Source organism: Pelosinus sp. sgz500959, from assembly GCF_042610375.1.
GTDB lineage: Bacteria > Bacillota > Negativicutes > DSM-13327 > DSM-13327 > CTSoil-075.
Genome location: NZ_JBGJZL010000016.1, coordinates 61171 through 79897, shown reverse-complemented (window position 1 = coordinate 79897; position 18727 = coordinate 61171). Strand labels below are relative to the sequence as shown.

15 protein-coding genes are annotated in these 18727 nt (G+C 36.4%); 2 read left to right on the top strand and 13 right to left on the bottom strand.

What is annotated here, in order from left to right; genetic code table 11:
* The 7 genes from ACAN52_RS19290 to ACAN52_RS19260 form a co-directional block, all read right to left on the bottom strand.
* A partial coding sequence (locus ACAN52_RS19290) for a transposase (RefSeq protein ID WP_378956604.1) occupies window positions 1-254 on the bottom strand: 254 nt, incomplete at its 3' end.
* Window positions 255-624: 370 nt separating this feature from the next.
* Window positions 625-1791, bottom strand: coding sequence for a hypothetical protein (locus ACAN52_RS19285; RefSeq protein ID WP_378956603.1), 1167 nt, complete (start codon window positions 1789-1791; stop codon window positions 625-627).
* Between the two features lie 241 nt (window positions 1792-2032).
* Window positions 2033-5749 (bottom strand): hypothetical protein, encoded by a 3717-nt coding sequence (locus tag ACAN52_RS19280; protein ID WP_378956602.1) that lies wholly within the window; start codon window positions 5747-5749, stop codon window positions 2033-2035.
* 274 nt (window positions 5750-6023) lie between these two features.
* Complete coding sequence (locus ACAN52_RS19275; protein ID WP_378956601.1) at window positions 6024-6968, bottom strand: potassium channel family protein; 945 nt, start codon at window positions 6966-6968, stop codon at window positions 6024-6026.
* An 835-nt stretch (window positions 6969-7803) separates the two neighbouring features.
* Window positions 7804-8283, bottom strand: coding sequence for a 23S rRNA (pseudouridine(1915)-N(3))-methyltransferase RlmH (rlmH, locus tag ACAN52_RS19270; protein ID WP_378956600.1), 480 nt, complete (start codon window positions 8281-8283; stop codon window positions 7804-7806).
* Window positions 8284-9399, bottom strand: coding sequence for a S1C family serine protease (locus ACAN52_RS19265; protein ID WP_378956599.1), 1116 nt, complete (start codon window positions 9397-9399; stop codon window positions 8284-8286).
* A 13-nt stretch (window positions 9400-9412) separates the two neighbouring features.
* A complete protein-coding gene (locus ACAN52_RS19260; protein WP_378956598.1) occupies window positions 9413-10189 on the bottom strand; it encodes an MBL fold metallo-hydrolase in 777 nt (258 codons plus the stop codon).
* 269 nt (window positions 10190-10458) lie between these two features.
* Here ACAN52_RS19260 and ACAN52_RS19255 point away from each other — a divergent pair, with 269 nt between their 5' ends.
* Entirely contained in the window at window positions 10459-11973 is a 1515-nt protein-coding gene (locus ACAN52_RS19255; RefSeq protein WP_378956597.1) for an ATP-binding protein, read from the top strand.
* Here ACAN52_RS19255 and ACAN52_RS19250 read toward each other — a convergent pair whose 3' ends face one another.
* The gene (locus tag ACAN52_RS19250; RefSeq protein ID WP_378956596.1) at window positions 11974-13320 is read right to left on the bottom strand and encodes a phosphomannomutase/phosphoglucomutase; all 1347 of its coding nucleotides are present in this window, start codon (window positions 13318-13320) and stop codon (window positions 11974-11976) included.
* A gap of 159 nt (window positions 13321-13479) precedes the next feature.
* Between ACAN52_RS19250 and ACAN52_RS19245 the strand changes: the two genes are divergently transcribed.
* Window positions 13480-13647, top strand: coding sequence for a hypothetical protein (locus ACAN52_RS19245; protein WP_378956594.1), 168 nt, complete (start codon window positions 13480-13482; stop codon window positions 13645-13647).
* 111 nt (window positions 13648-13758) lie between these two features.
* On the opposite strand, the gene ACAN52_RS19240 is transcribed toward ACAN52_RS19245, so the two are convergent.
* The 5 genes from ACAN52_RS19240 to ACAN52_RS19220 form a co-directional block, all read right to left on the bottom strand.
* Window positions 13759-14637, bottom strand: a complete 879-nt coding sequence (locus ACAN52_RS19240) for a peptidase MA family metallohydrolase (protein ID WP_378956593.1) — start codon at window positions 14635-14637, stop codon at window positions 13759-13761.
* Between the two features lie 200 nt (window positions 14638-14837).
* Window positions 14838-15623: a short-chain-enoyl-CoA hydratase gene (locus ACAN52_RS19235; protein ID WP_378956592.1), complete on the bottom strand. Its 786-nt coding sequence runs from the start codon at window positions 15621-15623 to the stop codon at window positions 14838-14840.
* Between the two features lie 17 nt (window positions 15624-15640).
* Window positions 15641-16498 carry a 3-hydroxybutyryl-CoA dehydrogenase gene (locus tag ACAN52_RS19230; RefSeq protein ID WP_378956591.1) on the bottom strand — a complete coding sequence of 286 codons (858 nt, stop codon included), beginning with the start codon at window positions 16496-16498 and terminating at the stop codon, window positions 15641-15643.
* An 87-nt stretch (window positions 16499-16585) separates the two neighbouring features.
* On the bottom strand, window positions 16586-17773 hold the full coding sequence (locus ACAN52_RS19225; RefSeq protein WP_378956590.1) for an acetyl-CoA C-acetyltransferase: 1188 nt from the start codon (window positions 17771-17773) through the stop codon (window positions 16586-16588).
* Window positions 17774-18113: 340 nt separating this feature from the next.
* Entirely contained in the window at window positions 18114-18689 is a 576-nt protein-coding gene (locus tag ACAN52_RS19220; RefSeq protein WP_378956589.1) for a hypothetical protein, read from the bottom strand.
* Between the last annotated feature and the right edge of the window lie 38 nt (window positions 18690-18727).

The window sequence follows — 18727 nt, the reverse complement described above, 5'->3', positions numbered from 1 at the left end:
TTTAGAATGTCATTTTCCATTCGCAGTTGCTGAACTTCTTTACGCAACTTGATCAGTTCATTATCTTCATCACTGCGATTATCTGTTTCACGAAATGATCCACTTGTTTGCCTCTGTTTTACCCAGCGCTCAAATGCGCTTTTCGTTAAATCATATTCCCGAACGATTTCTGATGGCGGTTTGCCATTCAAGTATAGTTGTACCATTTGGTTTTTGAATTCATCAGTAAATTCTCTACGTTTTCTTGGAAGCATAGTAATCTCTCCGTCCTTTTTGTTTTTAGTTTACTATCCCTTAAGAAAACTGTCTATTTTAGTGTAACCGATCCAAGGGTTTCTTACACAGTTAGAGATGATACGGTTCCCCGTATCATATGCAACGGCGAAATTCCGTTCCATATATTTTGCATCAATATTTAATATCATATCTTCGCAACTAACACTATATCTCGCGGTTTATCTTTCTTTAACAATCAACCTGTCTTTCTCTGTTCGTGAGGAAATTCCATATTTTCAAAATTTAACATTTTAGTAATCTTGCTTATCTATCATTTACTAATTCTATACATTTATATTTGCTATTCCTATCTACCCAATATTTTTTTCATCCTGCAAGGTTTCCAAATTATACTCTTACAGATGGATAGACTTCATTAATAAGATTAGCAGATGAGTACGCTGCCCCCCATGATTCACCAAACCTTAAATATCTATCTGGTTTTACAATTGAAGGAAGCCATTCAGTCTTTTGCACTTTGCTATCGATATCTTGCAAGTATCTAACCAGCCCTCTTTGAACAATCGACTCGATGATATTAGGCCAAAACTGGCAATATATAAGCCTACGCTTAGTTTGATTAATATTTATAAATTCTCGCTGCCTAAATGCATCATGTTCTATCCCTGGAGGTATTTTACCAGTATTCCCTTCTAAAAAAGAAGCTTTGTGAGTGTAATTATTGCGAATCGCAAATAAATATTCTTCCTTTTCTCTCAATGTACCAAGAGTTTTAATTGACTTACTAGACTCATTCCCTCTACTAGTTATTACTATTCTAATACTATCTAACAATTCATACCTCATATCATCCGACAAAACCTCTCTTATAAATCTAAAAAATGCATTTTTAACACCATAAATCTTCTGATATTCTAAATATAGTAATTTACTGCCTTCGATAATATCACTACTTTTAATTTTCCTTAAAGCTTCCATGCGCTCATGTTCCTTATTTGAAGAACTTAGCCAAGATTCAAACGTTAACCAATCATCTGGTTGTCCAAGCAAATCAAAACATGTAAGCAAAAGATATATACAGAGAGCTTCTTGTTGGAATCCCAAATTCATAGCAACTTCCTTTTTATTCATACGAGCAACTAACTCCAATCTTTCCGCAACTGCAACGATTCTTCCCATATTACTTTTGCAGTAATCTCCTTCAATATACAAAGCACGCATTTTAAATTCTAATGCTACTTTTCTCAAAGTATTTTCAACGAAATCTTTTGATACATATTCTTTGATTGGTTTGTAAACCAAATTTACATGAGGTTCATATACTACTCTCTGTCTCAACTCTACAACTTTTGTTTGCCAATAATATTCTGCCACCACACATTGATCATATCTTTTATTATCGTATGAAGTCATATCCACTTTTAATAATTGATCCTTGGAATTAACTACAATGTTAACTACGTCACCAACAGCTATTTTTATATTGCAATTTAATTCAACTACTAATGAGCTATCTCTAAACTTAAAAGTATATTTAATCATTTTTCTCACCATTTTTCTCCATACTAATTTGATCACTGAGCACTACGAAGATGAACTCTGAATGAACCGTCTTCTTGTCCTCTTATCTTTAGAGTATAATATCAATTCTGTCCGAAGTTCTTCAATTACTTTTAACTATGTCATTTCATCGGGAAAATTTTAGGTAGGATCGTACCTAACTGTCCCCCTTTAACTACATCATCTATTGCTTAGTCATTAACTCAAAGTTTTACACAAACAATGATGCTGATAATCATACCCTTTGCAATCTTTCTTTTGATATTTCACCATACGTAATAATAGTCGCCCCAGCATTGTAAAATGCATTGCTAATAATCGCCTCATTAACAATAAAAATATCTTTAATGGTCCAGCCATCTCCTACTAATCCATATTGTATTTTAAAATCTTCAAGGTGTTTATTAATCCATGAAGCACGTCTTCTATGTTTTGTCGCAAAGCACTTTTTTTCACCCTTATCTACAAACATTTTTTGATATTCACAATCCATTTCATAAGGACTTTTAGAAAAATTAAAATCCTTAACTTCCGCCAAAACTATTCGCTTTCGCTCTGGAATAATATATAAGACATCTATATCACCTAATGTATTTCCATTTTCATCAGCTATATTCTTATGATTGATCTTCTTTAAATTTTTACCAACGATAAAATCGCCTATTCCATTAATTTTACTATATACTTGATTATTAAAATCATCTCCACGCTTATTGCTAATTTTACCAATTAATGCAGTAAGTTTCTTTCCTCTTGTTTTTAATTTTCCTTCATAAATTAAGTCTATAGTAAACTTCAGCATATGAAATAACTGTCTGTTCCCCCATATTACCTCATGTTTTCTTATAATAAGCGGACGCCTTGTAAAAGACAATTCTCTATTAAAACGCCATGGATAAACATCTTCTGATCTATATGGTCGTCCTGGTATTAAAAATTTTTCTCGCTTAGCCAAGGAAATATACTGAATTACTTTTTCTACTTTATCGCTATTTAAACTTGTATTGTTCTCCACAATCCAAAGAATTAAATTACTTTTATCCGCTTTTTTAACTTCATTATCATTCTCGTTACCATATGAAATCATTCCAAAAATACTATTGCAAAAGTCATCAAATGAAAATGCATATTCATCTAAAAATGCACTATTTAATTCTTCTTCAATATTAGGAAACTCTTCACGTGGTAATTTTTCTCTAAAGTCAGACGTCGAATTATAGTGTAGTTGCACTTCACGTGCTTTAATATTAATTTTCTGTAACTTGTTGAACTCATCTTGCTTCATTCCAACTCTATCAGATTTTAATATTTCAATCGGTGTATTGAATATTTTATAGTAAAACAAATCATTTTTATATGCCCAATCAATTATTAAAGAACAAATGGCTAATAGCCTTTCATATTGCCATTCTCCCAATATTTGCGTTCCATCCGGTGGACATGCTGCAATATATTCAGCTAAAAACTTCAAAGCCCTCGACATCTTATTCAGTTCATTAAAATCATCAAACATTTTGTCCTGTTTTTCAGGATAGCATGCCACATCATATGCATACCGACTCTGTACAAGCATTAAATTATACATGACTTTTTCCAAATCAGCACATACCAATTCAACCAAATAATCTGGTTGTAATTCACTTACTTGCTTTTGAAGTAATTCATATAAATATTTTACTACATAATTTGCTAAATCTGATTTCTCTTCATCTTTAACGATTCCATATGACCACTTGCCAGAAGCCAGAACTACACTCCCGATATCATCCAACAACTCATTCTCATCTTCTGATTTTATTTTACGAAACTTTCGATCAGATAACGGTTTCAAATATGGATTATTAATATAGTCAAGTGCAAAAAATTTCTTTTTCAATGGATTTGCAAAGATATTTTTTAGCTGCTTTTCCTCTATAGTTGCCTCAATCGTTAATTTTTCCAATATATTAAGTATCGATTCCATCATTTGCTTCTCAATGCTATTATCTTTACAATTTAAAGCTCTAAAATTCTCTGGAATCCAATATAAGATAACATTATTCTCGCTAGTTTCAAAGCTTATTCCATCCTTCCAATTTATTGCTTCTTCTATTGCATAATAATATTCCTTTGAATCACCAGTTAACTTTATCTGCAAATTAATCACATTAAATGCAAAATTATAACGTTCTATAATATCCTTACATTCTCCAAGCCAATATGATATTGCATCAACAATTGAGAAATAGAAGTTTAAACTTTCAACTTCTGCTATCTCTGATGAATATATCCAAATACTCACGTTAGAAAATTCTACTAACAATGAAGCTCTAGGGGCATCAAACACTAAATTTGTAAATATATTTCTTGCTTCATCATTTAATACAACTTCTGTCAAGTAGCCCTCTTTATATGATTCAACCAAGTGCCTTTTTTCCTTATGAATAGCTCTAATGATATAGTCAATTGAATCTCCAGGGGCAATATACAACATACTATTTTGCGGGTTAAAATCATCATCTAAATAGAACGAATACCGGTTATTAACGTATATCTCAATACTATTTAATTCACTAAATAAATTAGAAACCCCACTATACAATTTACTCCTAGCTCTAATATATCTTGGCAAAAATACTGCATCTGATTTTTCATTAATTGCAATGCATCGTAAATCATACGGGTTCAATGCAAGCGGTCTATAATAATATTTTTTATTCATACCCGCTACTATTCCTCTGCCAAACGAGTTAATTATAATAATATGGAAAATATCTTCATACTTTATATTTTGCTGAGATAAAATTTTATGAAAATACGATACTCTTTTTTCTACAAGATCACTAAAATGATCAGATGGATACCTGTCAAAAATTGTGTCTTCCGAATAATGTTTTCCATCATCACATATGCACGTAATAATCATAATTTGATTATTACACACATTAAGTAATACCTCTTTATAATCATTACGTTCTAGTAAATCAATTTCCAATTTTTTCTCTTTTATTTTTTTATGTCCCAACACTCCTAACGACCTGCGACAATCTTTCCAGACTGACACATTATATGCGTTAATAAGTCTTTCCTTATATCCATGCTTGTCCGACAACCAGATAATCTTATGTAATATAAATGATGATAAAATAGATATATTAAGAATTATAGTTTTATTGTCTTCTGTTTTAATAAATGGTTTTACAAAGAAATTCTGTTGTTCGGCATTTAAAGCTGTTTCTATATCTCCAAACCCAAACTCAGAATATAGATCTTCAATTATAGAATCATCTTTAACTAAATCTTGAATGTAATCATTATCAACAGTTATAAGTTTAGTCATATACTCCAATTTATTACTACTAGGAATTACTATATGACTTACCTCTAGCTTTTTTAGATTTTCCAATTTGTATCCCAACTCTGTTGCTGCTACATTCGATACTGTAAGTACTAACTTAAGCAATTTTGAAACTGTCTTTAAAAATTCTACATCAAAATTATTTTCATGTAGAAATAGAGTATTGATCATCATCTGAAGACAATATCCTGGTAGATAAGTAATCCCCGAAAAAATAAAATAATTATTATAAAACATTACATTCTCAATAAAAGCGTTTTCTGCAGGATCCAAACTTATTTTTAAATTGATATTATCAATTTGATTAATAATTCTACGAAACTTGCCACTACTCATCTTATTAGCCGAAGTATATTCGTTTCTCTTTAATGTAAGAAGAGATGCAATAAGCGCATCACATAGAATACTTTTATTCTGATTTTCAGGCACAAGATTTAAAGCAGATACTCTTGCAATAAAATTAAATACATCATACTTTTTAACTTCATTTAAAATCTTTTGCATTATTCTATAATCATCTGATTTATCATAAAGCTGATTAAATGTATCATAAGGATTAGAAGTATCAATTTTATCTAATATTTTAAATAATCCTTCGTCCGTATGCATCCACATTCACCATCCTATCTCCATATATTCGTAAGCGTCCAGCTATCCCCACCTAGTGCCCCACTGCGAAACAGAGATAATTGTAGCAGGAGGTGTTGAGTAGATGGGGAAAATAAAATGAAACTACGGCGCAGCTATACGACTGCATAGAAAGAAAGGCCATTGAAATCATTTCAAACCAGTGGAGAATCCGCTGAGCAATGGTGCCGAGAAAATCAAGTAGGGCTCAACACACTAATACTATTTAAATAAACCTTAAATGTTTATCTATTTACAAGTCTTATTTATTGTGATTTTGTAGTCTAATCTTATCGGCCAAACTATTTAAAAATAGCCCAATAATGATAATTCCCCAAACCGCTTCTACTGCAACCAATCCTCTTGTCCAGTTAGTAACTGGAACAATATCACCATAGCCAACAGTTGTAATCGTGATAGCACTGAGATAGAGCATTCTCAAAAAATTGTCTGTTGTATTATTAGGTCTTCCTCGATAGCTTTGAACTAGTTCCGAAAGTTGCTCAGCAACTTCTACATTTAAAATAAATCTGTTACCATGAAAAAGTATTAATATATCATCGGGCGAAAATCCAGGTGGCCAACTATCTTGTTTTTCAACTTTTAACAAAACAGAACAAATTCCATTTCTATAGTAATCCGCCAAATGAAGGTCGTATGGGATAAACTTACTTACAGCTCTGATAATCTTATATCCAATGCTGTCAATCAAAGGATTATATTCATAAGCAAATGGTATAAATTTATTAATTAGTTGAATAACTTCTGTCTCTTTATCATCTTGTCCTTGACGTATAAGTGGTGGAGTTATTACTAAATTTGAGATAAATATATGTACCGTCTTCGTTTCAACATCATGAAGCTCACCCGCAAGACACAAGGCAATATCCCCATCATCTGTACATTTTACATATGCAATATGGATTGCGGAAAGATTCGAAAAATATCTCTCGTTCCAATCTATTCTTTCTTTATTAGTAGCTCCTGGTATGTTGATTAAAGGGATCCCTTCTTTATAATTCTTAATTATATCTTTAGTAATAGCCTTTGCGACTTGCTCACTATATTCTACCAATTGAGGTTCATGCTTTAGCGCTGAATGATAAAACTGCAACTTAAAAAGAGAATAAAAAATTGCAAATATAAAAATCGACCCTAAATATAGAAAAAAATAAAACTTAGGTGGCTTATTTAATAACCATGACATTTTTATACCCCCATGCTATAAAACATCCTATCATATCCATTACTGATGCCCCATCGTATTTGGGCAACGAAGGACTGTTAGTTTTGACCCCGGCTTTTACTTTTTGCCAATGCCCTACACCTGGTGTTGGAACTTTTGGTTTTTGTGCACATTTTTTTCAATGCAACATTGGATATTCCATACCGCTTGGATGCTATAAGTTACAGGTTCATTCCAAACTTCCTTATAAGTTTTTCTCGGTCATATACCGCCATAATTTCACTCCATTCCCGCATCAACTAGAATAAAACCATAATTATCCAAAAAGGAACTATAGTTCTTCATTTCGTTGTACTGGATTGTTTTTCCTGCCAGATTTATCAAATCTCGACAAAACATTTCGCTGTTAGAGTGTTATGGATGATGACCTTCACGTATCATCTCTGACGGCCAATTTTTCAGGTTAAATGAATCTAGCTGTCCTTACACTCGAAAATCTCTTTATTTTTTGTACAACATGTCTGCGTGAATATTACGGTGCGGCGAGCACATTATTCATCTGCGCGCATATAAAGAGGTTTATTATATTTCTCATTCACCTGTCCCCAGGTAATACACGCATCAAAAACATTTAATTTTTCTTCATTTCCAAACTTATTAAATTGATTAAGCCCAAGCGAGCATTAAAAACTCACTTGGGCTTACAAAATTCCAATGTTAGAGGACTATAATAATAGGCAGAAAATCCCCTATATTTTACTAAAACCACCGTCATTTTAATTTATCCACATTATCAACAGTATCCACAGAAGCCTCCTACCTCATATTCTATAAGGCCTCAAAGCACTTTTCGCCGTTAGAGGTGATACGGTTCCCCCCGATTAATCTTAAACCCCCGATACACCTGCTCCACAAGCAGTAAGCGTATCATCTGATGAGTAAAGGTCATCTTAGAAAAGGACAATCGTTCATCAGCGGCTTTAATTAACTCGGGAGATAAACCGAAGGCACCGCCGATGGCGAAGGTGATGTCACTTTTGCCGCGAAGTCCGAGGCTACTCATTTTTTCGGCAAGTTCTTCGGAGGAAGCCAGCTTACCAATCACATCAAGGACAATGAGGTGCGTACCATCCTTCATGTGTTTCATCATTCGTTCGCCTTCTTTAATCAAGACTTTGGTTTTTTCAGCATCAGAAGGATTTTCGGGCATACGTTCTTCATCAACTTCAATAATAGATAGACGGCAATAGGGGGTTAGGCGCTTGACAAATTCAGCAATGCCTAGGCTTAGATATTTCTCTTTGATTCTTCCAACAGCAACAATTTTAATATTCATCTATTGCTGGCTCGGCATTTCTTCTAAGAGTACACTAATAGTTTGCTGATTACCACCCCGAACAATGAGAACATCGACTTTTCCACCCACAGCTTGAGCATCCACTGCTCCTCTTAGATCTGCTACACTATTAATCTCTATACCTGCCACTTTTAAAATAATATCCCCTTCCCGTAGGCCAGCTTTACCTGCCGGACCATTTGATCCTACTTTGATCACGTAGACACCTTTATCTAATTTTAATTCATACCCATATGTGGCAGCCGTATTGTGATCCATAACACCAACGCCCAAATAGGCCCTTACAACACGACCTTTCTCAATGAGAGATTGTAAAATAGGCCTAGCTGTATTAATAGGAATGGAAAAACCAATCCCTTCTACGCCAGCAATGGATATTTTTGCACTGTTAATACCAACGACTACACCATCAGCATTGACTAATGCCCCACCAGAATTTCCTGGATTGATGGCGGCATCCGTTTGAATGAGTTTGAACTTTCGTTCACCAATTTCAAGAGAACGATTAAGAGCACTAATCACACCAGCAGTCACACTGCCCTTAAATTCTAAACCAAGAGGATTACCGATAGCGATGGCTGGTTCACCCACGAGCAAACTATCAGAGTCACCAAATGTTGCTGCGGGCAAATCAACAGTATCGACTTTAACCACTGCTAAATCTGTAGCTGGATCAGCTCCTAGAACCCGACCATTGAGCACTCGCCCATCAGATAAGGACACTAATATTTCCTGAGCATTTTCTACTACGTGGTTATTCGTAGCGATATAACCTTTGCTATCAAAAATAACCCCTGACCCTGTGCCTTGTTCTACTAGGACCTTCTTATTAAAACTATTACGTGCATAGGCTTTATTGGTAATCCCTACAACAGCAGGTCCAACCGCTTGCGCAGCTCTAACAATTGGAGTATTGCGTGCATCCGACACCTGTGCTTGAGCAACTGGTGCCTGCAATAAATTTTGCGCAGGTGTTACATTGCTTTGCGGTATATTTTTTGATACAAATTTTTCTCCATAACCAAGGACTAAACTCCCGCCGATTAGTGCTCCAATGACAGCAATGATAAATAAAGGTGCAAATTTTTTATACATGATTCTGCCTCCCTTAAAGATTACTACTTACAATACGATCAGGATACGTTCGATATAACTCAATTTCTGAACCCAATTTACAACCTTGCTGGGTTAAAATAGAACTTACCGTCTCCATCGCTAGATCTGGATCATTATTTTGTTGACTCATATGGGCTAAAAATACTTGCATGCTGGGTTTTCTCTCCAGCCTAGCTAAAGTCCATCCTGCATCAAAATTGGATAAATGACCACGATTACTGAGAATACGGCGTTTTAAATGCCATGGATAGGCTCCTTTTTCCAGCATCTCAATATCATGATTTGATTCTAATACTAATACATCACTGAGTGCAATGGCTTTTTTAACCGTATCTGTAACAAAACCAAGATCCGTCACGATACTGCATTTATGATCTCCGTTATAAAACCTAAACCCTACGGGATCTGCCGCATCATGAGATATACTAAAAGGCTCGACTTGCACCTGACCAATCCTTAAACTACCTGGTAGTACTTTGCAACACTGATCAGGTATCAAATCACGGCAGTACATAGCACTCCAAGTATTCATACTGGCATAGACTGCTGTATTATATTTTTTTGTCATAGTTGCCAGCCCATTCACATGATCCCGATGTTCATGGGTAATGAACACCCCATCTAATTCTTCAATGCTTGTCCCAAGTTCAGCTAGACTATTTTTAATTCGTCGTGTACTGATCCCTGCATCGACAAGTATTTTTGTATGGTTAAAATCTAAGAAAATAGCATTTCCAGTGCTACCACTTGCTAAAACATGAACTTGCATTTTCTTTATCTCCTTTAAGTCATCATCACTCTAACTATTAAACTCATATTAAATAAAAACATAGTACCATCAAAGTAAATATAGTCAGCCCAAGCATCAGTCCAGACAACTACTAATTCCTTTATTTATACTCGAAACAATGTTCTCTATTCTAAATTCCATAAATAAAGGTATTTCGAGACCTTTTGTCAAATTAATGAAATTGATTAATAATGCACGGCAAGGCAACCTACGTTCATCTTAGTGGATAAAGAGAGGCATCGTATAGTATGAATGATCATCATAAGTCTAAAAGACAACTGATTGAGGAATTATCAGAACTGCGGCAACAACTTAAAGAGTTGACGACTCCCCAAATAGGCCACACCCAGCATAATGAAAGTATTCCCCCAGAAGAAGCGGATTTTAAAACGTTAGTTGAAAATTCTCCTGATCTGATTATACGCTTTAATCAATCGATGGAATTTTTATTTGCCAATGCACTCGCCATTGAAATCTTAGGAATACCCGCAGAAGATTATATTGGAAAGACACCAACAGAATTAAAAATTAAAACCAATCAGCTAAAATTATGGAAAGTCCATATCGAGAATATATTTATTAAAAAACAACCTTCCATGTTTGAAGGTGAATTTATCAATTATGCTGGACAGCATTTTTATTATCACGCTCGACTTGTTCCTGAGCTGGCCACAGATGGTTCAATCGAATCTGCAATGTGCACCATACGTAATATTAGCGGACTAAAAAAAGCATTAGTCGATTTACGCGCCAGTGAAAAACGAAATAATCAACTCTTGGCTGCACTACCTGACTTGTTGATTTTTCTCAGCAATGAGGCTGTTTACTTAGATTATCATGCAACGGACCCCAAATTATTATATACATCTTTGGAAGCCCGTTTAGGCAAGCATATTTCAGAAATCATGCCACCTGAACAAGCACAGAAATTCATCATTGCAATTGAACGAGTTGTCAAAACAGGACTTATGGAAATCGTAGAATATCAATTAATGGTAAACAACGTCATGTGTTTTTTTGAAGCCCGCATCATCAATTTCGATGTTGATCGGGTATTAGTCATTGTCCGAGATACATCCGAGCTCACTCGCTTACAGCAGGAACTCAGTCGTCTTGATAAGTTACATCTCGTTGGAGAAATGGCTGCTAGCATTGGACATGAAGTCAGAAATCCAATGACTACCGTTCGTGGTTTCTTACAACTATTCAGTCGTAAGCCAGAATTTACAGGTTACAAAGGACGCTTTAATCTGATGATTGAAGAATTAGATCGGGCCAATGCAATTATCAGTGAATTTTTGTCCCTCGCTAAAAATAAGGCCCTAAAACTCGAGCATCAGAATCTAAATTCCATTATTAATACAATTTCGCCTTTAATCCAGTCCAATGCAACCATGTCAAATAAATTTCTTAAACTAGAGTTAGAACCCATCCCCAATTTACTCCTCGACGCTCAAGAAATCCGCCAACTCATCCTCAATATCGTTCAAAATGGACTTGAAGCCATGTTGCCTGATACCACGATCACCATTAAGACTTTCATGGATAATAGCCAAGTCGTTATGGCGATTCAAGATATGGGCTCAGGCATTCCACCTGAATTTATGGAAAAAATAGGACTTCCTTTTTTCACGACCAAAGAGTATGGAACGGGACTGGGGCTTGCAGTCTGCTATAGCATCGTAGCTCGCCATAAAGCCTCAATTGAAGTATTGAGTAACCCTAAAGGCACTACATTTTATATAAAGTTTGATCAGTCATAATTAAGGTTGGGTTGGTAATGCTGTGCGTACCAGCCCTTTTATATTTTCTGGTAAAGCTGACAATAAAAGTTCAATAATTTCTTCTAATCGCTGAGAGGTTTTTGCCTCAAACCGCAAGGTAAATAAGGGCTCAGTGACAGAAGCACGAATCATTCCCCAGCCATCTTCAAATTCAATACGTACACCATCAATTCGATTTGGATTGTATTGAGATAATTTTTCTGCTACATCATCCAAAATGACTTCCTTATCAGAACCTTTGTAGGTTATACGAATATCTGGGGTTAAAATATAATTTGGAATTTCATCCACAAGTTCGGCCAAAGAACCATGGCTTGCAACAAATTCACATACTTTTAATCCTGCAAAGATGCCGTCATCATATCCTAATTCGGAAAAAAAGAAATGTCCGCTAATTTCTCCTGCAAATAATGCCTTCTCTTGTATAAAAGCAGCCTTACTAAAGGTATGACCCGCCCTTGCCATAATAGGGCGACCACCCGCTTTACTAATTTGTTCTGGTGCTACCATTGAGCACTTGGCATCATAAATAATAGTACCTGGTTTTTGTTCTAAGTAATATCGCGCCACGATCACAATAATATCATCATTATCAACGGCCCGTCCATTTTCATCAACAAAGGCTACCCGGTCACCATCACCATCAAATGCTACGCCTAACTGAGCACCACTTTCCAATACTTTTTTCCCAAGGCCTTTTAAATTTTCAGCAAGAGCTGGATTAGGTGAACGATTAGGAAAGCGTCCATCAGGCTCACAATAAAGTTCAACGACATCATAACCGAGTGTTCTAAATAATGCTGGAGCAATGTCAGAGGTAGCTCCATTACCAGCATCAACGACTACTCGCAATTGACTTTTTTGCGCTAATTTTGCCGTATACGCAATATACTCATCAATAATCGGTAACACTGTTAATGTACCTTTGCCTGATACTTGGGCCCCCTCTTCTACTAATTGTTTTATTTCAAGAATATCCTCTTCAGTTACAGGGTTGACTCCCAGTACCAATTTAAAGCCATTATAAGGTGCAGGATTATGAGATGCTGTCACCATAACGCCGCCAGTTCCTTGGGTAGCCTTAAGGGCATAATAAAACACAGGAGTCGCCACAGTGCCAATATCCACAACATCGCAGCCCGACTCTAGGAGTGCTTTGATGATAATTTCTTTGAGTACAGGCGTTGATAAACGAACATCGCCACCAACGACCACTTTTTGTCCTGTTAATTTTACACCAAGCGCTTGACCAATTTTATATGCTATCTCATTTGTGAGTTCTGTGCCAGCAATGCCACGAATATCACATGCGTGAAAGATCTTCATAGTATAGAATATTCCCCTTTCTTATAACAACGATTATGAATATTGTAGCACCTCAGACTCCATCGCACAATGCACAAGCACGCTTTCCCTGTATGGTGCATACACTATAGAAAAAGTACACACGAAAAACAAACCCTACAAAATAGGAGGCGTTCAAACTTGGCCAGTGTTGAAAAGATGTTTAAACTGATGCTCGAAGAGATCCAGCAAGGCACAGCCTCATCAAATGCGATTGTTAAAAATCAGGAAATCATGATTATCCAAAACAAACAGATTATTGAGTTGTTAGAACAAGTTCGTCTTGCATCGTCTGAACATACGAGTTAAGTCCTCTAGAAGTTGAATAAAGTATCATGACTAGAGTGTAACATTCTTTTATAAATTCTATCCAATTTTGCAAGAAAAATCATTGAGAGATATACTCACATCGTATATCTCTCAATGATTTTCTGTATAATGATCCATATTGATCACAGCCCACCTTTGCCATGAAGATTCAAAATCAGGATAATCAAGACCTATCCTTCTTTGTATTGCTTTTTGTAAACCCTGCCCATTTTTTAGATCAGCAACGATACCTTGCAATGCATCATCACCATAAACCTCACTGATATACCGCACCGCTGCGAGGGATTGTCGATATGCCAGCGATTGATTGGGTAAATGATCAAAATCCCCATCTAATTCAGTCATTGTATAAAGTTTTCCATTCAGTGCATTGGTCTTAGTCTGCCATTCATAACCATTGACGAGGTATTCCATATACTGAGCTAGTCCTTCTGTGAACCAACGAGGATAATTCCCATTTGTTAGATAATCAAAGACTAAGTGAGTATATTCATGAACCATTGGACCTGAATGAATAAATTCTTCTACTGAATCACCACTAGTGAGCCACACATGAGGTGATAAAAGTTGGATGACACCACCCCAATATACACCCATGGCGCTTTCATTACCAGACCAACCGAAAGCCCGCCTAAGCTCACTTTTGCTAGGTTGCACTAAAATCAATGTTTTCCCTTGAGGAGCATAACCGAGTTCATGAGTAACAGGTCCATAAGCACTCTCTGCAGCTTCTGCAATCATATGGACAGTATCAGCATCAGACTGAGTGTATTTAATTCGAAAATGATCTGTTTCATATACTGGCATATGGCGTGTTTCAACGTCAACCTTTGCGTATGCTATATATCGTGCCAGAGGATATACCCACATTTGTGGTCTAAAAGGCATGGTAGAGGATACAATCAGCAGCATTACTAAACCACATATCACAATAAATAAAGTCGTTTCTTCAATCATTATATTGCGCATAATGGCACCTCATCTCTATGAAAAGCTACAGATGCCCATTATACCATAGGGGTTCTAGGCTGCCCATCGGTATTTTATGTAAACTAGAAATGCGGTTATATGTTCCGACATAAAAAAAAGACATTTAACCAAGCCATTTTAAATGACTGAGTGAAATGTCCTTTATCATGAATGAATCTATCATTGATCAGTTATATCATTTATTTTCCAATAAAATTAGCTTTACGCTTCTCAAGAAAAGCTGTCATACCTTCTTTTTGATCTTGCGTTGAAAAACACAAACCAAAAACTTCAGCTTCATAGGCAATACCTGATTCAAGGTCCATATTGATTCCCTTATTGACTGCGACTTTAGAAAGGGTCACTGCAGTCTCAGCACGGGACATGATTCGCTGCGCTAAGGATTTAGCAGCGCTTAGTAATTCTTCATGTGTTATCACTTTGTTGACTAAACCAATACGATACGCTTCTTGGGCATCAATCATATCCCCTGTAAAGATTAACTCTTTTGCACGACCTGTACCAACGAGTCTCGACAACCGTTGGGTACCGCCAAAACCAGGAAGAATCCCCAAGGTTACTTCCGGTTGACCAAATCTTGCCTTTTCTGAAGCAATTCGCATATCACAAGCCATAGCTAATTCACAACCACCACCGAGTGCAAAGCCATTCACTGCAGCAATTACTGGTTGTGGCAAATTTTCAATTTTTGAAAAGACACTTTGTCCAAGCCGTCCCCAATTGCGTCCTTCCATTGCAGATAGTGGACGCATCTCGCCAATATCCGCACCAGCAACAAATGCTTTATCACCGCTACCAGTAATAATCACAACTTTAACTGTCTCATCGTGTGCAATATCCTCACATAATTGATTCAATTCTTGCAATAGATCATAATTTAAAGCATTTAAGGCCTTAGGTCGATTTAGCGTAATCATAGCAATTCCATCATTGTTTTCAACTAGAAGATGAGTATACTGATTCATAATTCCCCTCCACTTCATTATTGATTATAATCATAAAACCCCTTACCCGATTTACGACCCAAATATCCGGCCTGCACCATCTTCTTTAATAAGGGACATGGGCGATATTTAGGATCACCATATCCATTATATAAGACTTCCATAATGTAAAGCACAGTATCATTACCAATCAGATCGGATAAGGCTAATGGCCCCATGGGATGATTAAAACCAAGTTTCGCTACTGTGTCGATGTCTTCAGCACTAGCAACACCTTCCATCAATGTGCATACAGCTTCATTAATCATCAGCATCATGATCCGATTTCCTACAAAACCAGGATAATCCGCAACTTTGACTGGAGTTTTTCCCAGCTTTTCAGCCAAGGTTTTTATTGTGATAAAAGTTTCTTCACTGGTAGCTAGACCATTGATAATTTCCAATAACTTCATAACAGGAGCTGGATTAAAAAAGTGCATACCAATGACTTTATCAGGGCGTTTTGTAAAAGACCCGATTGCTGTAATCGGCAAGGATGAAGTATTTGTTGCCAGTATGGTATGAGCCGGGCAGTATTGGTCTAAACTCTGGAAAATAGTTTTTTTGATGTCTGCATTTTCAACAGCTGCTTCGACGACCAAATCCACATTGCAAGTCATCGCATCTAATTCAACGGTCCCAGTGATGCGCCCCATGATTTCTATTTTCTCTGCAACCGTCATTTTGCCCTTTTCGACGGCCTTACTTAATTTTCCTTCAATACCTGCAATCCCTTTTTGAACAAATTCACTCTTAATATCACGTAATTGAACCTTGAGACCTCCTTGGGCCATTACTTGAGCGATTCCACTCCCCATTTGACCAGCACCAATAATTAAGGCTGTTTTAATTTCCATCGTCTTTCACTACTCCCTACAACATCAATTGATTAATGATCCTATCTGATTTTCTTAAATTCTTCAATGAGTATCATTACATATGCATTATTCGTCCATCCGTTCAACAATGATTGCGATCCCTTGCCCGCCACCAATACATAAGGTGGCTAAACCACGCTTGACTTCTTTTTCCTCCATCGCATGAAGTAGTGTGACTAATATACGAGCGCCGCTAGCACCAATAGGATGCCCTAAGGCAATGGCACCGCCATGTATATTGACTCGTTCTTTCATAAATCCTAATTCTTGACCAACAGCTAAAAACTGAGCAGCAAATGCTTCATTTGCTTCAATGAGATCCATATCCTCAATGGTCATATTAGCTTTTGCCAAAGCCTTGCGGGTAGCTGGTACGGGCCCCATCCCCATAATACTTGGATCAACACCGCCTGAACCATAAGCGCAAATTCTCGCTAATGGTTTTATTCCTAGTTCACGGGCTTTATCTGCAGACATAAGCACCAAGGCTGCTGCCCCATCATTAATTCCTGACGCATTGCCAGCTGTAACAGTGCCATTCTTTTGAAAGGCAGGTTTTAAGGAATTCAATTTTTCAAGAGTAGTACCAGCTTTAGGGAATTCATCTGTATCAAAAACAATATCATTTTTCTTACCTTTGATGGTGATTGGCACAATTTCTTTTTTAAATGCACCGCTTTCAATGGCTTGGCAGGCTTTTTGCTGGGATTCAAAAGCTAATTGGTTTTGGGCTTCTTGGCTAATCCCATACTGAGCTGCTACATTTTCAGCGGTAACTCCCATATGATAATCATTAAAGGCACACCACAATCCATCTTTCACCATGGTATCTGTCAGTTTGGCATCTCCCATCCGGTAGCCCCATCTCGCCTTACTATCGAGTAAATAGGGTGCATTCGTCATACTTTCCATACCACCAACTACAACAACATCTGCATCCCCTGTAATAATCGATTGAGCTCCCAAATTGACAGCTTTAATTCCTGAACCACACACTTTATTAATGGTGAATGAAGGCACAACACTAGGTATTCCAGCTTTAATGGCTGCTTGACGAGCCGTATTCTGCCCCAGCCCTCCCTGTAATACATGCCCCATAATGACTTCATCAACCACACTATTTTCAATGTTAGCACGCTGAATGGCTTCTTTAATTACAATACTGCCTAATTCAACGGCAGAAAGTGACGCTAATGCACCATTAAAAGCACCAATTGCCGTTCTAACAGCGCTCACAATAACAACTTCTGTCATTTCAACACTCCCTAATTATAATTTGCAATGGCCATTGCTCCTTCTATTTCGAGCCATTCCAGAAATATGATTTTTCTCAACTTAATTCTGATATATGGATATCCTTCTTTCACTCGAAGATTGACAGGATAATACACATCAATCGAATTTATTTCAATATTATAATAATTTTTCTGTTGTATTTTTAATAATTCATCAATATAAACAAATGGTACGTAACTACCTGTTACGCTTTTCGTTGAACAGACTCATCCACCAATTGCAGGTTCAAATTTCAATTCAATGACAAGGGATGATTGACGTTTTTTGATATACTCAACTGCATCTTCATCAATCCTAATCATACGGCCTCCATGTTGTTTATTTGTAATAAACCCATTATCACCGCTGCATCTTCAACCATTATATCTTGTAAGATTTTTATTTCTTCAGGACTGTTAGCATGATCATCCTCAAATATCCGTTTTGAAAGTTCCTTACCGACTAGGAAACCTAAACGTTCAATACCACCTTGCTGATAACTAGGCATCATGACTTCATCAAACAACTTCATATCTGAAGGCAAATATTCAAATATCCAGCACCAGGCTTGTAGTAATCCATCTTCGTCCATGCCAGTCTGTTGTAAGAGTAATTTTTTCTCCACACTAATCAACGTTAACAGAGCCGACATATAGATGCGCAATGCCATTGTAATGTGTGGTTTTAGAATTTTATTTTTTAATTTTCGTACTTTAAAAGGAGCAATCTGTCTTTTATTATCCACTCCAATTAAGGACGCAATCAATTCATCTGCACAAATCGCCGCAACAAAAAATATCTTTTTTTGTGTTTCATTGTTAGAACGTTTGACAGCTTTGCTACAAAATTTTTGCGTATGCCTACCTATATGACGATGATAAGGTCCTTTAGCCATTGAGAAAAGATCTTGTAAAATAGTAATAATAGGCAGGA

Bases quoted from the DNA above. Each gene is read 5' to 3' on its own strand.
- ACAN52_RS19285 (WP_378956603.1), bottom strand. From the start codon at position 1,791: ATGGTGAGAAAAATGATTAAATATACTTTTAAGTTTAGAGATAGCTCA.
- ACAN52_RS19280 (WP_378956602.1), bottom strand. From the start codon at position 5,749: ATGTGGATGCATACGGACGAAGGATTATTTAAAATATTAGATAAAATT.
- ACAN52_RS19275 (WP_378956601.1), bottom strand. From the start codon at position 6,968: ATGTCATGGTTATTAAATAAGCCACCTAAGTTTTATTTTTTTCTATAT.
- rlmH (WP_378956600.1), bottom strand. From the start codon at position 8,283: ATGAATATTAAAATTGTTGCTGTTGGAAGAATCAAAGAGAAATATCTA.
- ACAN52_RS19265 (WP_378956599.1), bottom strand. From the start codon at position 9,399: ATGTATAAAAAATTTGCACCTTTATTTATCATTGCTGTCATTGGAGCA.
- ACAN52_RS19260 (WP_378956598.1), bottom strand. From the start codon at position 10,189: ATGCAAGTTCATGTTTTAGCAAGTGGTAGCACTGGAAATGCTATTTTC.
- ACAN52_RS19255 (WP_378956597.1), top strand. From the start codon at position 10,459: ATGAATGATCATCATAAGTCTAAAAGACAACTGATTGAGGAATTATCA.
- ACAN52_RS19250 (WP_378956596.1), bottom strand. From the start codon at position 13,320: ATGAAGATCTTTCACGCATGTGATATTCGTGGCATTGCTGGCACAGAA.
- ACAN52_RS19240 (WP_378956593.1), bottom strand. From the start codon at position 14,637: ATGCGCAATATAATGATTGAAGAAACGACTTTATTTATTGTGATATGT.
- ACAN52_RS19235 (WP_378956592.1), bottom strand. From the start codon at position 15,623: ATGAATCAGTATACTCATCTTCTAGTTGAAAACAATGATGGAATTGCT.
- ACAN52_RS19230 (WP_378956591.1), bottom strand. From the start codon at position 16,498: ATGGAAATTAAAACAGCCTTAATTATTGGTGCTGGTCAAATGGGGAGT.
- ACAN52_RS19225 (WP_378956590.1), bottom strand. From the start codon at position 17,773: ATGACAGAAGTTGTTATTGTGAGCGCTGTTAGAACGGCAATTGGTGCT.
- ACAN52_RS19220 (WP_378956589.1), bottom strand. From the start codon at position 18,689: ATGGCTAAAGGACCTTATCATCGTCATATAGGTAGGCATACGCAAAAA.